At 38.4% G+C, this 15,946-nt stretch carries 15 protein-coding genes; 5 read left to right on the top strand and 10 right to left on the bottom strand.

All coding sequences use genetic code 11. The features are described 5' to 3' along the window. Positions 1 to 156 precede the first annotated feature (156 nt). The 3 genes from ABD769_RS10555 to trmD form a co-directional block, all read right to left on the bottom strand. Positions 157 to 1,332: a mechanosensitive ion channel family protein gene (locus ABD769_RS10555; protein ID WP_344851384.1), complete on the bottom strand. Its 1,176-nt coding sequence runs from the start codon at positions 1,330 to 1,332 to the stop codon at positions 157 to 159. A gap of 70 nt (positions 1,333 to 1,402) precedes the next feature. Continuing rightward, positions 1,403 to 1,750, bottom strand: a complete 348-nt coding sequence (rplS, locus tag ABD769_RS10550) for a 50S ribosomal protein L19 (protein WP_057930964.1) — start codon at positions 1,748 to 1,750, stop codon at positions 1,403 to 1,405. Positions 1,751 to 1,888: 138 nt separating this feature from the next. Next, positions 1,889 to 2,563 carry a tRNA (guanosine(37)-N1)-methyltransferase TrmD gene (gene trmD, locus ABD769_RS10545; protein WP_025141629.1) on the bottom strand — a complete coding sequence of 225 codons (675 nt, stop codon included), beginning with the start codon at positions 2,561 to 2,563 and terminating at the stop codon, positions 1,889 to 1,891. Between the two features lie 138 nt (positions 2,564 to 2,701). Here trmD and ABD769_RS10540 point away from each other — a divergent pair, with 138 nt between their 5' ends. Continuing rightward, positions 2,702 to 3,766: a serine hydrolase domain-containing protein gene (locus ABD769_RS10540; RefSeq protein ID WP_344851383.1), complete on the top strand. Its 1,065-nt coding sequence runs from the start codon at positions 2,702 to 2,704 to the stop codon at positions 3,764 to 3,766. On the opposite strand, the gene rimM is transcribed toward ABD769_RS10540, so the two are convergent. Further along, on the bottom strand, positions 3,763 to 4,290 hold the full coding sequence (gene rimM, locus ABD769_RS10535; RefSeq protein ID WP_344851382.1) for a ribosome maturation factor RimM: 528 nt from the start codon (positions 4,288 to 4,290) through the stop codon (positions 3,763 to 3,765). The genes ABD769_RS10540 and rimM overlap by 4 nt on opposite strands. Positions 4,291 to 4,430: 140 nt before the next feature. Then, entirely contained in the window at positions 4,431 to 5,003 is a 573-nt protein-coding gene (locus ABD769_RS10530; protein WP_344851381.1) for a 30S ribosomal protein S16, read from the bottom strand. Positions 5,004 to 5,147: 144 nt separating this feature from the next. Between ABD769_RS10530 and ABD769_RS10525 the strand changes: the two genes are divergently transcribed. Beyond that, positions 5,148 to 5,669 carry a 5' nucleotidase, NT5C type gene (locus ABD769_RS10525; RefSeq protein ID WP_344851380.1) on the top strand — a complete coding sequence of 174 codons (522 nt, stop codon included), beginning with the start codon at positions 5,148 to 5,150 and terminating at the stop codon, positions 5,667 to 5,669. Between the two features lie 46 nt (positions 5,670 to 5,715). Here ABD769_RS10525 and ABD769_RS10520 read toward each other — a convergent pair whose 3' ends face one another. Continuing rightward, the gene (locus ABD769_RS10520; protein ID WP_344851379.1) at positions 5,716 to 8,796 is read right to left on the bottom strand and encodes a VIT domain-containing protein; all 3,081 of its coding nucleotides are present in this window, start codon (positions 8,794 to 8,796) and stop codon (positions 5,716 to 5,718) included. A gap of 178 nt (positions 8,797 to 8,974) precedes the next feature. Here ABD769_RS10520 and ABD769_RS10515 point away from each other — a divergent pair, with 178 nt between their 5' ends. Beyond that, positions 8,975 to 9,298: a heavy metal-binding domain-containing protein gene (locus ABD769_RS10515; protein ID WP_025141635.1), complete on the top strand. Its 324-nt coding sequence runs from the start codon at positions 8,975 to 8,977 to the stop codon at positions 9,296 to 9,298. 85 nt (positions 9,299 to 9,383) lie between these two features. Here ABD769_RS10515 and pfkA read toward each other — a convergent pair whose 3' ends face one another. From pfkA to ABD769_RS10495, 4 genes are all read right to left on the bottom strand, one after another. Continuing rightward, a complete protein-coding gene (pfkA, locus tag ABD769_RS10510; RefSeq protein ID WP_344851378.1) occupies positions 9,384 to 10,367 on the bottom strand; it encodes a 6-phosphofructokinase in 984 nt (327 codons plus the stop codon). Next, positions 10,360 to 12,054 carry a protein-disulfide reductase DsbD family protein gene (locus ABD769_RS10505; protein ID WP_344851377.1) on the bottom strand — a complete coding sequence of 565 codons (1,695 nt, stop codon included), beginning with the start codon at positions 12,052 to 12,054 and terminating at the stop codon, positions 10,360 to 10,362. Before ABD769_RS10505 ends, pfkA begins: the two co-directional genes overlap by 8 nt. 147 nt (positions 12,055 to 12,201) lie before the next feature. After that, complete coding sequence (locus ABD769_RS10500; RefSeq protein WP_344851376.1) at positions 12,202 to 12,651, bottom strand: protein-disulfide reductase DsbD domain-containing protein; 450 nt, start codon at positions 12,649 to 12,651, stop codon at positions 12,202 to 12,204. A gap of 7 nt (positions 12,652 to 12,658) precedes the next feature. Further along, complete coding sequence (locus ABD769_RS10495) at positions 12,659 to 13,435, bottom strand: biotin--[acetyl-CoA-carboxylase] ligase (protein WP_344851375.1); 777 nt, start codon at positions 13,433 to 13,435, stop codon at positions 12,659 to 12,661. Positions 13,436 to 13,479: 44 nt separating this feature from the next. Between ABD769_RS10495 and rsfS the strand changes: the two genes are divergently transcribed. Both rsfS and ftsH read left to right on the top strand, forming a co-directional pair. After that, positions 13,480 to 13,854, top strand: a complete 375-nt coding sequence (gene rsfS / locus ABD769_RS10490; RefSeq protein ID WP_183766650.1) for a ribosome silencing factor — start codon at positions 13,480 to 13,482, stop codon at positions 13,852 to 13,854. A 27-nt stretch (positions 13,855 to 13,881) separates the two neighbouring features. Continuing rightward, positions 13,882 to 15,891: an ATP-dependent zinc metalloprotease FtsH gene (gene ftsH, locus ABD769_RS10485; protein WP_344851374.1), complete on the top strand. Its 2,010-nt coding sequence runs from the start codon at positions 13,882 to 13,884 to the stop codon at positions 15,889 to 15,891. The last annotated feature ends 55 nt before the right edge of the window (positions 15,892 to 15,946 follow it).

Below are 15,946 nucleotides of genomic sequence, written 5' to 3'. Positions count from 1 at the left end.
AGGACTTGGAGTGGATAGCAGGAACAAACTTTAATCATTTCTACAGGCTTTGTTTTCCAAAAAAAGCAACTTTTATCCTTATCCATTACACCTTCTGTATGGGAATTTCTTTAATTTATGCAGCGGTTTGTGGAAACACAAACCACGGGATCAGAACTAATCCGTAGCATCATTGCCCACTTCTTTTTCTGTGGCATTGTTAAGCGGCCTGTCGCTGATTAAACGTTGTGTTGGGTAGGCAAAATCTGATTTATTCCGAACTACGATATCCATAATCTCGAGGTTAATTTCCTGCCTGATTTTAAGGAATTGTGTAGCATTAAGCTCCGTTACAAAATAATTAACCTCTACATTCAGGCCTGAATCGCCAAAACTCTTAAATGAGGCATTCCCATCGTCACTTGTACCCTGATGGTTATTGATATAACTTTCTATTTCGGAAATAATTTTTCTTAGCGAATCCGAACTCGTTTCGTAAGTAAGCCCGATAACAAAAGATACTTTGCGTGAGTTTCTTAACGAAAGATTTTCCAATACCCCATCTATCATACCCCTGTTGGGTAAGGTAGCCATCGTTTTTTCGGAAGTTCTGATCCTTGTACTCCTGAAACCCACCTTTTCTACAGTTCCTTCCACACCATCAACCTTTACCAGATCGCCAACGGTGAAAGGCTTATCTAAAAAGATAGTGAATGATCCGATCAGGTTTTCCAAACTTTCTTTAGCGGCCAAAGCAATGGCAATACCACCAATACCCAAGCCGGTAATCAGCGTGAGTACATTCACTTCGAAAACGAAGCCCAAAAGGGTAAAAAAGCCTATAAAAATGACGATGGTTTTAAATAATTCCTTTAAAAAAGGTACCAGTTGATCATCTGCCTTGTTTTCGGTTAGAGAAGCTTTGTACAGCAGCACATGACTGATAAAATCGATAATCCTTAAAACAATCCAGAAAAACGACAGGATAATCATAAACAGGAAAATCCGGTCTACACAATCGCCAATGGTTACCGGGATTAATTCCTTGGTTTTGCCAATTAATTTACTGTAATGGAATACAGCTACTTCTAAAGGGTGTTTTAATTGGTTAATGGAAAGGTAAAGGGTAGATAACAGGATAAAAATCTCAATCGGCTTTACCAGCAAAGCCACGAAGGCATCGTTATGCGATTGGTTAGAGAAATTTCTGAAAAGCCTGAACAGCAACCTGCTTAACAGCTTAGAAACAATGTTTTTAAATACCAGGCCTAAAAATAATATCCCTCCGAAAAGAAAATAGGCTTTTACAGTATTGCCCCAAAAAACCTGGTCGAAAAAAGTAGAATCTAACATTTAACAAAGGTATAAACAAAAAAACCTCCACGAAATTAATCGTGAAGGCTATATCTTATAATAAAGAATATTATTTTCTCAATGATTTGATACGAGCAGCTTTACCAGTTAAAGCACGTAAATAGAACAATTTCGCTCTACGAACTTTACCATAGCTATTTACTTCTACTTTCTCAATGTTTGGAGAACTAAAAGGAAAAATACGCTCAACACCAACGCCGTTGCTCATTTTACGTACGGTGAAGGTTTCGTTAGCACCTGCACTGTTACGTTGTATTACAACACCCTGGTAAATTTGAACACGTTCTTTATTACCTTCGCGAATTTTATAGTGTACGCTCACTGTATCGCCAGACTTGAACGCAGGAAAATCTTTTTTCGCGATGGCCTGCTCTTCAACAAATTTTACTAAATCCATGATTTTAAGCTATTAAATCGATATTTCATCCCGTGAAAATCGGATTGCAATATTAGGGATTATTTTTGAGAAAAAAAAACCTATTTTAATTTTTTCCACATTCTTTATGAATTCCACATTTGATTGTGTTAAATGCTTCTATTCCAAAAGGTCAGGACGGCGGGTTTTAGTCCGCTCTAAGGCCTGTTCGTGTCTCCATTCGTTCACTTTCGCCTCGTGGCCGCTTAATAAAACATCGGGCACTTTATGTCCGCGCCAATCGGCCGGGCGGGTATAAACCGGAGCATCAAGCAAATCTCCCTGAAAACTGTCAGACAGGGCAGAAGTCTCATCATTTAAAACACCAGGGATTAAACGCACCACAGCATCTACCACGATGGCAGCAGGAAGCTCACCTCCGCTTAAAACATAATCACCAACCGATATCTCCCTGGTTACAAAGATATCGCGTATGCGCTGATCTATGCCCTTATAATGCCCGCACAAAATAATGATGTTCTTTTTGATGGAAAGTTCGTTGGCAGTACTTTGATTTAAGGTAACACCATCCGGACTCATAAAAATAATCTCGTCGTATTCTCGCTCAGCCTGTAGTTTTTCAATACATGCCGCAAAGGGTTCGATGCTCATTACCATGCCGCTGCCGCCACCATATTGATAATCGTCTACACTTTTTTGTTTATTGGTGGCATAATCACGTAAATTATGCACCACAATTTCGGCAATACCCTTTTTTTGGGCCCGCTGTAAAATAGAATGGGCAAACGGACTTTCTAGTAAACCCGGCAGAACTGTTATGATATCGAAACGCATGTTGCAAAGGTAAGCCTTTAGCGCGAAGTCTTTAGCCTGAAGTCGAATTTTAGCGTGAAAGCGCATTTTATTGCTTTTCCTTAATTGTAACATAAAATGATGCTGCACGTCATATAGTAGAAATTAATCCAAACCTTGATGAAATATTTTCTGCTATTTTCTTCCATTTTTATTTTTAACTATAATCTGCCAGCTCAATCTAAAAACGTTAAAAATTTCGCTGTTGATTATGCAAATCATCATCAGTTCAATGGAACCATTTTGATAAAAAAAGATGCAAAGATTATTTATCATCAAAGTTTCGGAGTGGCGGAACGTTCATTTAATTTACCAGTTAAAAATGACACAAAATATCAAATTTGTTCTATTACAAAAACATTTACAGCAGTTTTGATTCTCCAACTAATGGAACAAGGAAAAATTGATCTTGATAAAAAAATAAACACCTATTTACCCTCTTATAAGGGTGAGAGCGGCTCAAAAGTATCCATCCGTCAATTACTAAATCACACATCTGGAATGAAAAATACAGATACGGCCTCAGATGCTAATTTTATGAGATATGGGATTGGTTTTTATCATAGGCCATATACTTTAGAGGAGATCGTAGATAATTTTTGTTCAAATCCTCTTATTAACGAACCCGGAGAAAAGTTTGATTACAACAATGGAGAATACATGATTCTAGGTAGAATTCTGGAAATCATATATAAAAAACCTTTTGAACAAATCTTAGAGGAACAAATTCTGATTCCTTTACACATGAATAATTCTGGTATAATTAATCACTATAAATTAATACCGAACCTTGCTACAGCTTATTATAAAGGAAAAGATTTTAAACTAATTCCAAATATACCCATCTATGTAGAAGATTTTTCTTCTGCAGGTGCAATGTATTCCTGCACAGCGGATTTGATAAAATTTAATGATGCTCTTTTTAGTTATCAACTTATCAAGCAGCAAACCCTAAATCAACTATTAACCCCTGGCCTCGATGATTATGGATACAGCGTTTGGATAAGAGATTACAAAGGAAGTAATCAAAAATATAAAAGAATGGAACGATACGGAAGAATACAAGGTGCCAACTGTGTCTGGTTCCATTACTTAAATCATAATGTCAGCATTATTATATTATCGAATACCAACTTAACCGACCTTGGCGATTTTGCTTCTAAACTTGGAAAAATAGTCTTTTAATTTTCTAAATAGATATCCAATAAACCCTCAGGCAGATCAAGCATCAGGATTTTTTCCTCATCATCAATTTCGACAATAAAATCTTCATTTAACGGAAAAAGGACTTCCGTTTCCTGATAAATAACCGTAGCGACAAACTGTTGCGGATATTCATTTACCTCAGTGATTTCTCCCAGCTCGCCAAGCGTCTCATCAACAGCTATAAAACCTTTAAGATCGGTATAGAAGAACTCAGATTCATCTCTCTCAGGCATTTGGGCAATCGGAAGGTAAAGTTTCTTTTTCAATAAGGGCTGTACCTTATCAATATGGTCAACATCATCAAAGTTAAAATAACCTGTTTTATTGGCCTGTAATTTTGCTGATGCCACGAAATAGGGAACCAGTTTACCGTTCATATCTGCAAAAACAACATCAAATTCCAGCTGCTCATAATCGTCGAATTCGAAAAATACCTGAACTTCTCCTTTTAAACCCCGCGTTTTGGTAACGTAACCTATGTAAAATGCTTCTTCGTGTTTCATATTATTACATTGTCATCCTGAGGCACGAAGGATCTGAAAGCGATGAAACAGATCCTTCGTACCTCAGGATGACATTTTTAGTTAAAAAAATAGCGTTCCGAATATCCGGAACGCTATTTAACAAGTCAGAATAATTAAAATTATTCTGCTCCTTCTTCTTTAGTAGCTTCTGCTGCAGGAGTTGCTTCAGTTGCCTCAGCTTCAACTGCTGGTGCTTCTTCAGTAGCTTCTTCTTCAACAACCTCTTCTGCAACTGGTGCATTTTTAGCTGCGATAGCTGCTGCTCTATCTTCTTTTTTCTTAGCTTCTGCGGCTAAAGCTGCTTTACGTAAGTCAGCTTTAGAAGCTGCTAAACCTTCTGATTTACCAGAAATTTTACCTGATTTAGCATCTAACCAGGCTGCAAATTTTTCATCTGCCTGTTCTTGAGTTAAAGCACCTTTTTTAACACCACCTTCTAAGTGTTTTTTGTATAAAACACCTTTGTAAGAAAGGATAGCACGGGCAGTATCAGTTGGTTCTGCACCATTGTTAACCCAGGCTAAAGTTTTTTCGAAGTTAATTTCGATGGTTGCAGGATTGGTATTTGGGTTATAAGAACCTAAACGCTCAATAAATTTACCATCACGTGGAGAGCGGGAATCTGCTACCACAACGTGGAAAAAAGGTTTCCCTTTTTTACCGAATCTTTGCAATCTGATTTTAGTTGCCATTTTCTTTTGTATTTATGTATTCAACATAGTTCCCGGAGCTTCATGCTGCGGGGCTGCAAAGATAACTAAAATACTGGAAATTAAAAACATAGTTTAAATTCTTTGTTTTAAGGATATTTGCACCAAAATATTTGCAGCTACAAAATGGAAAGAATTGCGATTGACATGGACGAGGTGATTGCCGATGCCGTTGGAAAGTTTATTAAATTATATAACCGTGATTTTAATGTTCCGCTTGATTTAAAGATCGATGCCGGAAATGAAATTTATCACCATGTGCCCCGGGAAGTAAACCAAAAATGGTTCGAGTACATTAATGAGCCCGGATTTTTCCGCGATCTTGAAGTAATTGAAGATAGCCAGCGGGTAATTAAGGCATTGCAGGAAAAATATGATGTTTATATCGTTTCCGCGGCAATGGAATTTCGTAACTCACTGGTGGATAAATACGATTGGATGGCCGAACATTTCCCTTTTATTGATTGGCAGCACATTATGTTCTGCGGAAATAAAATTGTAAACGTCGACATCATTATCGACGACCGAATCAAAAACTTTGTAAATTTTGACGGCAGGCCATTATTGTTTACCTCGCCACATAATTTACTGATAACAGAATATGAGCGTGTAAATACCTGGGAAGAGGTAGCGGGCTTATTGCTATAATATTGTATTCATAGGGTCGACTTAAGTCGACCCCCTATGAATATATTTAAAAGTTAAACTCCCCAACAAAATTTCCGCCACCGCTTCCGGCAGCCAGTGGTAGCACAATTACTTTTCTCTGCTGTTTGCCGGTTGCATAACGGGTGTAAATCTCAGCCGTTACCGTTGTTGGCCCGCTGATGTTGATCTGCCTGTCGCCGTAATAATTCACTTCTATCTTATATTTCCCTTTAATCGCTTTTTTGATCATGAACTGCTCCGGGCCATAACCCGAGGTAAAATCGTTACTGATCCTTCCACCAATTTTGGTTCTCGAGTTACCATAAAAGCCTTTTTCGCCAGTAGGATCGGTTAACCACAAATCGATGTCGGTATCATTTTTATTCCAGTTAAGTACCACACGTACATCCACAGGCAAAGGCTGGATTAAACGTTTATCTATTCCCTTAGAATTAATGTTATTGCCATGTTTTGCAATAAGGTTATTTATTTCTGAAATTACAATCTCTTCAATCCCCTGGTCTCTGTCGGCAATCTGGGCGTTATAACTTTGGGTAAGCACTTTGTATAAATTATCAATTGCCAACTGGTACTGTCCGTCATCAGCCAGGGCCAAAGCATAATCGCGGTAACTTTGTGCATCCATCGGGCGCCATTGCAACACCTTTTGGGTAATAAAAATTTCTTCTTTAAAATTGCCCGTTTGTTTTAATTTGTAAGCAAGTGTTTTATAGAGATCGGCATTTTCCAAATCTAAATCGGCAATATTGCTTAAAATAGTTAATGCCCTCACACTGTCTTTCTGTTGGTAAAACCAATTAGCTACATCAAAATAAAACATTGGAGTAGAAATGTATTTCGGGCGCATTTTTAAATAAGCCTGGTAAGCGCTATCCGGTTTGCCAACCAGATTTTTCATATAATCTTTATCACTTTTAAATTCGGGGATCATAATGGCTGGCTGTTGTGGAGGTGGTACGGGCGAAATTCTTTTGGCATCTGCTTTTCCTACCTGCACTCCTGCAACCCTGCCCTCTAGAGCACTCGAAACATTTCCCCTAATAGTTGTTACTGCTCCTGTTAAAGAGGCTTTTCGCTGTGTGGCATAGCCTACAACCACCACCTCATTTAATTGACTCGTTTCTTTATCTCTGCTGGCGGCCCCGGTAAGCGGGGCAGCAGCTACAGCTTGCGGCATGGGAGGAACGATTACTTCGGCTGCTTTCGCAACTTCCCGTCTTGGTGCGATACCAGTGGGTTCGCTCATTACAATATCTGCTGTTGGATCGCCTTTTACATCTCTTTGTCCCGGATCAGGATAGCTTTCCTTTTTCTTTTCCGGTTCTTTATAGTTAAAATCGGTGTTCCACCAGGTTTTTAATTCTTTGGTCATGGCTACCGCAGCATTAATCAGGTCTTGCCTGTGTTCTAAAAGATCGGTTCTGCGCTGCTTTAAAACGGCATTATAAGCCTGTTGCAATTCAACAGGTGGCACAATATCATAACGCAAATAATCATCTAAATTTTCCAGTACGATTAAACTGGTGTTGCGGGTAACAATACCAAACTGTTTACTTAAAATGCTGATATCCTCTTTGTTTTCTTCGTACCGGATATCCATTTCGGCAATTTTCTTCTGTGCCCAAACGCGGCTTACATCAATGCTACTCAAAGTGTGTTCTGTAGCATTTAACCGAACCATTTGCTCGGCAACCACGGTATTTCCAAATCCGAATTGCAGTATAAATTCCGTATTAAAATCGCTCATAATGCCTGCCAAAGAAAAATGCCCGTTTACATTTACTTTCATTGAAGGGTAGGTTTGCCGGATGCTGTTTCCATTTTTGACTCCTAAAAACTGAAGGTTCTGTTGATTTAACTGTTTAAAAGCATCATTAACAGCAATAGAATTGAGGTTTACAAATTGTCCGCCTGTTTTTAAGGTAATGTATTTTAAGGTGCTGTAATCTGCCTTTAATGATGTATTGATACAATGAACGGGCTTATTTAAACTCACGGTGCTTTTTCCGAAGGTAGATAAGCCGTCAGTAAATAAAAGATATTCATCTGCCAGAATCGACTTTGCATTTATCGCACTGAAATTTGTACCACCATCGTAAACCAGGTTCTTTAATTTATCTTTTAATGCTGCCCAGTTGCCGTTTGAGATAACGAAAGTTCCGGCATTTTTAAAGCCGTTATTTACCAGGCCCAATTGGATGGTTAAGTTTTGCTTTTGTTTAATAATCAAATCCAGTAATTCTATTTCTTTTTCGGTATTGCGTTGAAGCCCGCTTAACGATACATCCCAGATTAAGCCGATGTGATTGGCCCACTGACGCTCCCGGCTCTCCATTTTAGGAAAAACATTTACCAGAAAATAATAACCTGAAGATGCTTTTTGCATTTGCACCTCGGGCAGGTTATTCCGCTTTGGCAGATTAATGGTGAGGCCATTTTTAGGCTGGTAATTGCTTTTGTTTATTTCGCCAACGTAGGTATTTCCGCTGGCTTTTAAGTCAAAGCTGCCATCGGGCTGCTCGCCAAGCTCTGGTTTAATGATGCTTTCAAAAACCGTGGTTTTTAAGCTGAAATTTTCAATGGCCTGATTATAATCCAGGGGCAGGTGATACCTTAAAACATTTGCGCTGTTAAAACTCAACTCTTCTTCGTAACCCACAATAATAGTTCGGCTACCGTTGGCTGGCAAAGGGTAGATTCTTGTGCGAAAATTATTGCCTTCAACTTTTTCCAACAGGCCCGGGTCAACACGCCGGCGTTCAATGCTTTCGAAAACTTCAGTTGCTTTTGCTTTTTCAACAGGTACGGCCTCACGCATTTTCCCGTTAATGTCCAAAGCATAACGGCTAATGCTCACTCCCTCAGGCATCGGGAAAGTAAGTTCTCCCTCTAAAATGCGGTTACTGCTATTGTGAAAGGTCATCGTCATCACCGTTGTGGCAATATTCCCTGTTATCTGTACATCGATGTTCAGTTTTTTAAGTTTAACCGCTTCTTTCTGTTCGGCAGTTTCGGCCTGTTGTACCTTTAATACAGGCATTTGTGCTTTCACAAAAAGGGCCATCAATAATAAAGGAAGGATGAGTAAGGTTTTAGATGTGCTCATAGCAATGATTTTTAATAGTGATGCAAAAGCACAAGCGATTTCATAAATTTATTTTCGGAAGCCTGTTTTAAACACCTGATTTTAGCCGTTTAAAACCTGTGAAAAACACTAAAAAGGGCATTTGTTAAAAATTGTAACATTTCTAAAAAAAAATGTTCTAATGATAAAAACTAAAACTATGTTAGTAACCACAACGCCTACAGTTGAGGGCAGAAAAATTGTAAAATATATCGGTTTAGTTACCGGAGAAACGATTATTGGTGCAAATATTTTTAAGGATTTATTTGCAGGAATAACGGATATAGTAGGGGGTAGATCGAGTTCTTACGAACGTGTTCTGCGTGAAGGAAAAGATACCGCAGTTAATGAAATGCAACAATACGCAGCCGCTTTGGGCGCCAATGCAATTGTAGGCGTAGATTTAGATTACGAAACGGTAGGTAGCGGCGGCAGCATGCTTATGGTAAGCGCCAATGGCACAGCCGTAATTTTAGAAGATTAAGAAATTGCTTATTGCGAAAACTAAGCAAAAACAAGAAAGTCTTTCCGGTGCGGGAAAGACTTTTCTTTTTATATCCTGTTTCGGTTTAAAACGAAAGTATATCGATGAGTTTAAGCCATTTGGCACTCACTTTTTCGGCATTAATGTGTTTAATGGCATGATCGAAAGGGGTAAAAATAATTTCGCGGTTTACCTGTCCGGCCATTACGCCACTTTCGCCACTAATTAGCCCTTCTACTGCAGCAACACCTAAACGGCTTGCCAGTACACGGTCCATACAGGTTGGTTTACCTCCGCGTTGAATATGGCCTAAAACCGAAACTTTGGTATCGTAATGCGGGTATTTTTCCTGCAAAATTTCACCAACTTTAAATGCACCTCCCGTATCATCACCTTCGGCAACAATAATAATTTTCGAGGCTTTATCTTTACGGCTGTGTTCTAGTTTGTGTAAAATATCATCTGCATTCATGTTTGCCTCAGGGATCATGATGGCTTCTGCACCAACACCAATTCCACTTCTTAAAGCAATTAAACCAGAATCACGGCCCATCACTTCAACGATAAATAATCTATCATGCGATTCGGCTGTATCCCTGATCCGGTCTACCGCATCAATAACGGTATTAATGGCAGAATCGTAACCGATGGTAAAATCTGTTCCAGCTAAATCATTATCTATTGTGCCCGGAAGGCCTACAATCGGGAAATCAAATTCTTTTGAAAAAATATTGGCTCCGGTAAATGTTCCATCTCCACCAATTACAACCAATGCATCAATATTTTGTGCTTTTAGGTTTTCGTAGGCTTTTTTTCTCCCTTCAACAGTTCTGAAAGCTTCACTACGTGCGGTTTTTAAAACGGTACCTCCGCGCTGAATGATGTTGGCTACCGACTTTCTGTCCATAGGGATAAAATCATTGTTAATCAGCCCTTCATAGCCGCGGATAAATCCGGTTACTTCGATATCATAATAAATAGAAGCCCTTACTACGGCCCTAATTGCAGCGTTCATGCCTGGCGAATCGCCGCCAGAGGTTAAAACGCCAATGTTTTTAATCTTATTCATTTGTTTGTTTCTTGGCAAATTCGGATAATCCATTATCCAGGTATTGCAAATATTTATCTATATCAAATTCGACTCCGATAGGAGGGGAAACTAATTCTTTTTCATCGGTACCCAAAAGTACATAATATGGCTGCGAAATGGTGTTAAATCTTTCAGCCTGCAAATGTTTAAACTTTTTACCAACTGTATTTACTTTTGTACCTAAAATTTTCGAGTCGAACTGTTCCGCTTCCGGAAGGTCTGTTTTGTCATCTGTATACAGAGATACCACAATGTAATCTTCTTTTAACTTTTTAAGCACTCTCGGGTCCGACCAAACACGGGCTTCCATTTCGCGGCAATTTACACAACCATGTCCGGTAAAATCGAGAAATAACGGTTTTTTTACTTCTTTGGCATAAGCCAATGCTTCCTGATAATCAAAAAAACCATCAATATTATGCGGAATGTGCAAGAATTCAGCATATTTACGTTTAGCATGGTTAGGTGCTGCAGTTTGGCTTGATCCACCACCACTATCCTGTCCGATTACAAAATCCTGGGTAGAAAGCGGAGGTACCAATGCACTTACAGCTTTTAAAGGAGCACCCCACAAACCTGGGATTAAATAAATGGCAAATACAAAAGTTGCCGTTGCAATAAACAACCTTGGTACCGAAACGTAAGGAAGGTCGCTATCGTGAGAGAATTTGATTTTTCCCAATAAATAAACGCCCAAAATTAAGGCTAGTACAATCCAGATGGCCAGGAATATCTCACGGTCCAATATTCCCCAATGGTAAGCCAGATCTGCTGTTGAAAGGAATTTCAACGATAAACCCAACTCCAAAAAACCAAGAAAAACTTTAATTGAATTTAACCATCCTCCAGATTTTGGCAAGCCCGTCATTAAACTTGGGAAAATGGCAAACATGGTAAAAATTAACGCCAATGATAGCGAAAAGCCAAACATGACAATAACAGGTGTTAGCAGATCGGTATTGATGGCTACCAACGAGGTTCCAATTAACGGTCCGGTACACGAAAAAGAAACAACTGCTAAGGTTGCAGCCATAAAAAATATCCCACTTAAGCCTTTAGCATCCGATTTTGCATCGAGTTTATTTACAAATGAACTTGGCAGGGTAATTTCGAACGCACCTAAAAAAGATACGCCGAAAACAATCAGTATAAAGAAGATGAAAATGTTAAAAAATCCATCGGTCGATATTTCATTTAATGCACTCGCTCCCCAGATTAAGGTAATAATTACACCTAAACCAACATAAATTACAATGATGGACAGACCATAAATGATGGCACTCCTGATTCCTTTTGCCCTGCTTTCGGCTCTTTTAGTAAAAAAACCAACGGTAAGTGGAACCATAGGAAAAATACATGGAAGAAAAAAAGCAGCTATACCAGCCAGCAGCCCTAAGCCAAAGGTTACCCATAGCGATTGTTTCGGGGCAGCATTTGCAGCAACCGAAGCTTTTTCTACTTTGGCGGTATCCTTTTTAACCGTATCATTAACCGTTTTTACTGCGCTGTTTGCCGCACTATCCTGTGCAGAACCTACTTCGGTAAAAACAATATCATCTGGAGGTGCGGTTGTTGTGGTATCTTGTGTTACAATAGCGTAACTTTTAACAGCAGGCAATGCGATAAACATGCCAGCCATTAGTAACAATAATAAAACCTTTTTCATTTGTGTGTTTTGTGTGTGTATTTGAGCCTGTGAAATTAAGAATAATTTTATAAACGGCTCTTTATAAACCTATGCGGGAGATAGATTTTACTTTAAAAAGAAACAGTCCCGAAAATTCGGGACTGTTTGTAAATATTTTGAGATCAACTATTTAACGGGAACGCTAAATTCAACTTCTTCTGGCGGAAGGCATTGTTTATCATTACAAACCATAAATTCTACTTTGCCTTTAACAGCTGTAGTGGCTTTGTTCAATTTTATTTTTTGCTGAAAAATTACTGCTTTTTCAAAATAACTTACGTTCATTTTAAAAGTGCTTTCGTATTTAACAATGGCTTTAGGCTCGATGGTTTTGCCAACCAGGCTAAAATCTTTTGAAGGAGTAAAAGTAAAAGTGGTTTTTACAGGACCACCGTCTTTAACATTTTGCGAATAAATATGCCATCTGTCGTCAATAGTGGCTTTTAAATATATAACCGCTTCTGTTTTACTTGTTTTTTTTGCGAAATAAGCCCAGGTAACGGGTTTTTCGATTTGGGCAAATGCTCCGGCAATGGTAAAAAGTACCATTGAAAGCATCAGGATGATTTTTTTCATTATGTGTTTATTTTGTGTGTGTAAATTCTATTTCTTTAAAGTTAAAGGTTTTTAATCCCTCATTGGTCTCAACAGCTAACCTACCACCATCTTCAACTCCTTTAATTATCCCTTCAAAAAGTTCTCCATCTTTTTTATATAACGCAGGAATATTGAAGTTATAAAGCCTTGCAAGGTAATCATTTTGTAAAATACTGTATTTCCCTGCTCTCAAAATTAAGTAGTATTTTTCCATAAACATGAATATTTTCATCATAATATCCATCAAAGGAACATTTCTTTGTAAAATTTGAATCACCGAAGTGGCACGCTCACTGATGCTTTCAGAAAATTCTGATTGATTTACATTTAAACCAATGCCAATTACCGATGATCTGATGGAAGTGCCTGTCAGGGTATTTTCAATCAATATTCCACCTAATTTCTTGTTCTTGTAGTACATGTCATTAGGCCACTTTACTTTTATTCCCTCTGGTATAAAACAGGATAAAGCATCGCTAACAGCCAAACTAACCGCTATATTCAGGTAAAACTGTTTATTTAAAGGTAGAAACGATGGCTTTAAATAAATACTGGTGCTGATGTTTTTGCCTGCCTGGGTTTGCCAAACGCTTTCCTGCTGCCCTCTGCCCGCAAACTGATTATCTGCCATAATTACAGTCCCTTCGGCTAATGGCTCGGATTTTGACACCAAATCTTTCAAAAAGTTATTGGTAGAATCAACTTCTTTTAATTTGATTAAATTTTGACCAACAAATAGTGTCGAAAAAGTGTTATTTTGCAAGTGTTGAATTTATATTATTGTAATTCCAAAATTAAAGCATTTTAATGGTAAAAAAGAAAATAGTAGCCCTTTCTACATACCTTTCTGAGTTGGCCGTACATGGCATCCAAGAAAAAAAAGGAGAAGATATAGTGCGGTTAGATCTAAGAAATATTCATACTTCAGTAGCGGATTACTTTATTATTGCGAGCGCAAACTCTGCTACGCAGGTAAAAGCTATTGCCGATAGTGTAGAAAAAGAAATATATAAAGCCACGCAGGCCGATCCACGTCATAAAGAAGGTTTCGAATCTGCAGATTGGATTATTCTTGATTATTTTGATGTGGTTGTGCACATTTTTAAAACCGAAAAGCGCCACTTTTATGGCATAGAAGAACTTTGGGGGGATGCTGAAAGCACAAATTATCAGAGCGCATAACCCTTAGAACCATTTTGATAAAGACAAATGAACGACAATCCAAATACCGAAAAACAGGGAAAAAGAATACCGAACATCCCGAAAAAACCACAAAAAGGATCAAAATTTAATATTTTCTGGGTTTATGCCGCCATCATCATAGCGATTATTGCTGCACAGTTTTTATTTACCGGAGATAGTGGTAAAGAAGTAAAATATGATACTTTCGAAAGTAAAATGCTGTTAACAGGAGATGTTGACAGGATTGTTGCTTACCAAACGGAAGATTTAGTAAAAGCTGAGGTTTACATTAAAAAAGACAGTTTAAACAAACCTCAGTACAAAGCATTTAAAAGCACCAGTTCTTTTAATGTATCAAACGGACCAACTGTATTTTTTACCTATGGTGGTAAATTTGCTGATTTAAGGGCTGCGCTGGCCGAATCGCAAAAAGCATTGCCTGCAGGCAGAAAACCAATCTCGTTCCAATCAGAAAACCGTAGCAATCCATTGGCAAGCTGGTTTTTAAGCATCATCTTACCTGTACTGCTTTTAATCGGTTTCTGGATTTTTATGATGCGCAGAATGGGCGGTGGTGCTGGTGGTGGCGGTCAGATTTTCAGCATCGGAAAATCGAAAGCTACTTTATTTGATAAAGAAAGCCAGGTGAACATTACCTTTAATGATGTTGCCGGTTTAGAAGAAGCCAAAACAGAGGTAATGGAAATTGTAGATTTCCTTAAAAACCCTAAAAAATATACCGATCTGGGTGGTAAAATCCCGAAAGGTGCCTTATTGGTAGGTTCGCCGGGTACGGGTAAAACTTTATTGGCCAAAGCTGTTGCCGGTGAGGCGCAGGTTCCTTTCTTCTCTTTATCAGGATCTGATTTTGTGGAGATGTTTGTTGGGGTAGGTGCATCACGTGTACGCGATCTGTTTAAACAAGCCAAAGATAAATCACCTTGTATCATCTTTATTGATGAGATTGATGCCATTGGCCGTGCCCGTGGTAAAAACGGTGTAATGGGCGGAAACGATGAACGCGAAAACACCTTAAACCAACTTTTGGTTGAAATGGATGGTTTCGGAACCAATACACACGTTATTATTTTAGCGGCTACCAACCGTGCTGATGTTTTAGATAAAGCATTATTAAGGGCAGGAAGGTTCGACAGGCAGATTTATGTTGATTTACCGGATGTTATTGAGCGTAAACAGATTTTTGAAGTACACATTACCCCACTCAAAAAATCAGAGGAGTTAGATACCGAATTTTTAGCAAAACAAACTCCTGGTTTCTCCGGGGCAGATATTGCAAACGTTTGTAACGAAGCCGCTTTAATTGCAGCCCGTAAAAATAAATCGGCAGTTGATAAACAGGATTTCTTAGATGCGGTTGACCGTATTGTTGGTGGTTTAGAAAAGAAAAACAAAATCATCACTCCAAGCGAAAAACGTGCTATTGCTATCCATGAAGCTGGTCACGCTACGGTAAGCTGGTTATTGGAACACGCAGCGCCATTGGTTAAAGTTACCATCGTACCACGCGGACAAAGTTTAGGTGCAGCCTGGTATTTACCAGAAGAACGTTTAATTGTTCGTCCACACCAAATGCTTGATGAAATGTGTGCAACCATGGGTGGCAGAGCTGCTGAAAAAGTAATGTTCGATACCATTTCTACCGGTGCATTAAGCGATTTGGAAAAAGTGAACAAACAGGCCAGAGCAATGGTAACCATTTATGGCTTGAACGATAAATTAGGAAACATTACTTATTATGATTCATCTGGTCAGAACGAGTATAATTTCTCTAAACCATATTCAGAAGATACTGCTTTAACCATTGATAAAGAGATTTCAGCATTAATTGAAGGTCAGTATCAAAGAGCAATCAATTTATTGGAAGAAAATAAAGATAAACTGATTCAGCTGGCTGATATCTTAATTGAAAAAGAAGTTTTATTTAAAGACGATTTAGAAGAGATTTTCGGAAAACGTTTATTCGAAAATCAAGGCGAAAGCGGAACACCGGGACATATTACTCCGGTTGAGGCTTAAATAAATAATTTCTATTAATTACATTTGCTACCCTGGTTAATCATTAGGGTAGCTT

It is taken from the genome of Pedobacter jeongneungensis, assembly GCF_039538295.1.
Lineage (GTDB): Bacteria > Bacteroidota > Bacteroidia > Sphingobacteriales > Sphingobacteriaceae > Pedobacter > Pedobacter jeongneungensis.
This window is presented reverse-complemented; position numbering and strand designations above follow the sequence as displayed.

Bases quoted from the DNA above. Each gene is read 5' to 3' on its own strand.
- ABD769_RS10555 (WP_344851384.1), bottom strand. From the start codon at position 1,332: ATGTTAGATTCTACTTTTTTCGACCAGGTTTTTTGGGGCAATACTGTA.
- rplS (WP_057930964.1), bottom strand. From the start codon at position 1,750: ATGGATTTAGTAAAATTTGTTGAAGAGCAGGCCATCGCGAAAAAAGAT.
- trmD (WP_025141629.1), bottom strand. From the start codon at position 2,563: ATGCGTTTCGATATCATAACAGTTCTGCCGGGTTTACTAGAAAGTCCG.
- ABD769_RS10540 (WP_344851383.1), top strand. From the start codon at position 2,702: ATGAAATATTTTCTGCTATTTTCTTCCATTTTTATTTTTAACTATAAT.
- rimM (WP_344851382.1), bottom strand. From the start codon at position 4,290: ATGAAACACGAAGAAGCATTTTACATAGGTTACGTTACCAAAACGCGG.
- ABD769_RS10530 (WP_344851381.1), bottom strand. From the start codon at position 5,003: ATGGCAACTAAAATCAGATTGCAAAGATTCGGTAAAAAAGGGAAACCT.
- ABD769_RS10525 (WP_344851380.1), top strand. From the start codon at position 5,148: ATGGAAAGAATTGCGATTGACATGGACGAGGTGATTGCCGATGCCGTT.
- ABD769_RS10520 (WP_344851379.1), bottom strand. From the start codon at position 8,796: ATGAGCACATCTAAAACCTTACTCATCCTTCCTTTATTATTGATGGCC.
- ABD769_RS10515 (WP_025141635.1), top strand. From the start codon at position 8,975: ATGTTAGTAACCACAACGCCTACAGTTGAGGGCAGAAAAATTGTAAAA.
- pfkA (WP_344851378.1), bottom strand. From the start codon at position 10,367: ATGAATAAGATTAAAAACATTGGCGTTTTAACCTCTGGCGGCGATTCG.
- ABD769_RS10505 (WP_344851377.1), bottom strand. From the start codon at position 12,054: ATGAAAAAGGTTTTATTATTGTTACTAATGGCTGGCATGTTTATCGCA.
- ABD769_RS10500 (WP_344851376.1), bottom strand. From the start codon at position 12,651: ATGAAAAAAATCATCCTGATGCTTTCAATGGTACTTTTTACCATTGCC.
- rsfS (WP_183766650.1), top strand. From the start codon at position 13,480: ATGGTAAAAAAGAAAATAGTAGCCCTTTCTACATACCTTTCTGAGTTG.
- ftsH (WP_344851374.1), top strand. From the start codon at position 13,882: ATGAACGACAATCCAAATACCGAAAAACAGGGAAAAAGAATACCGAAC.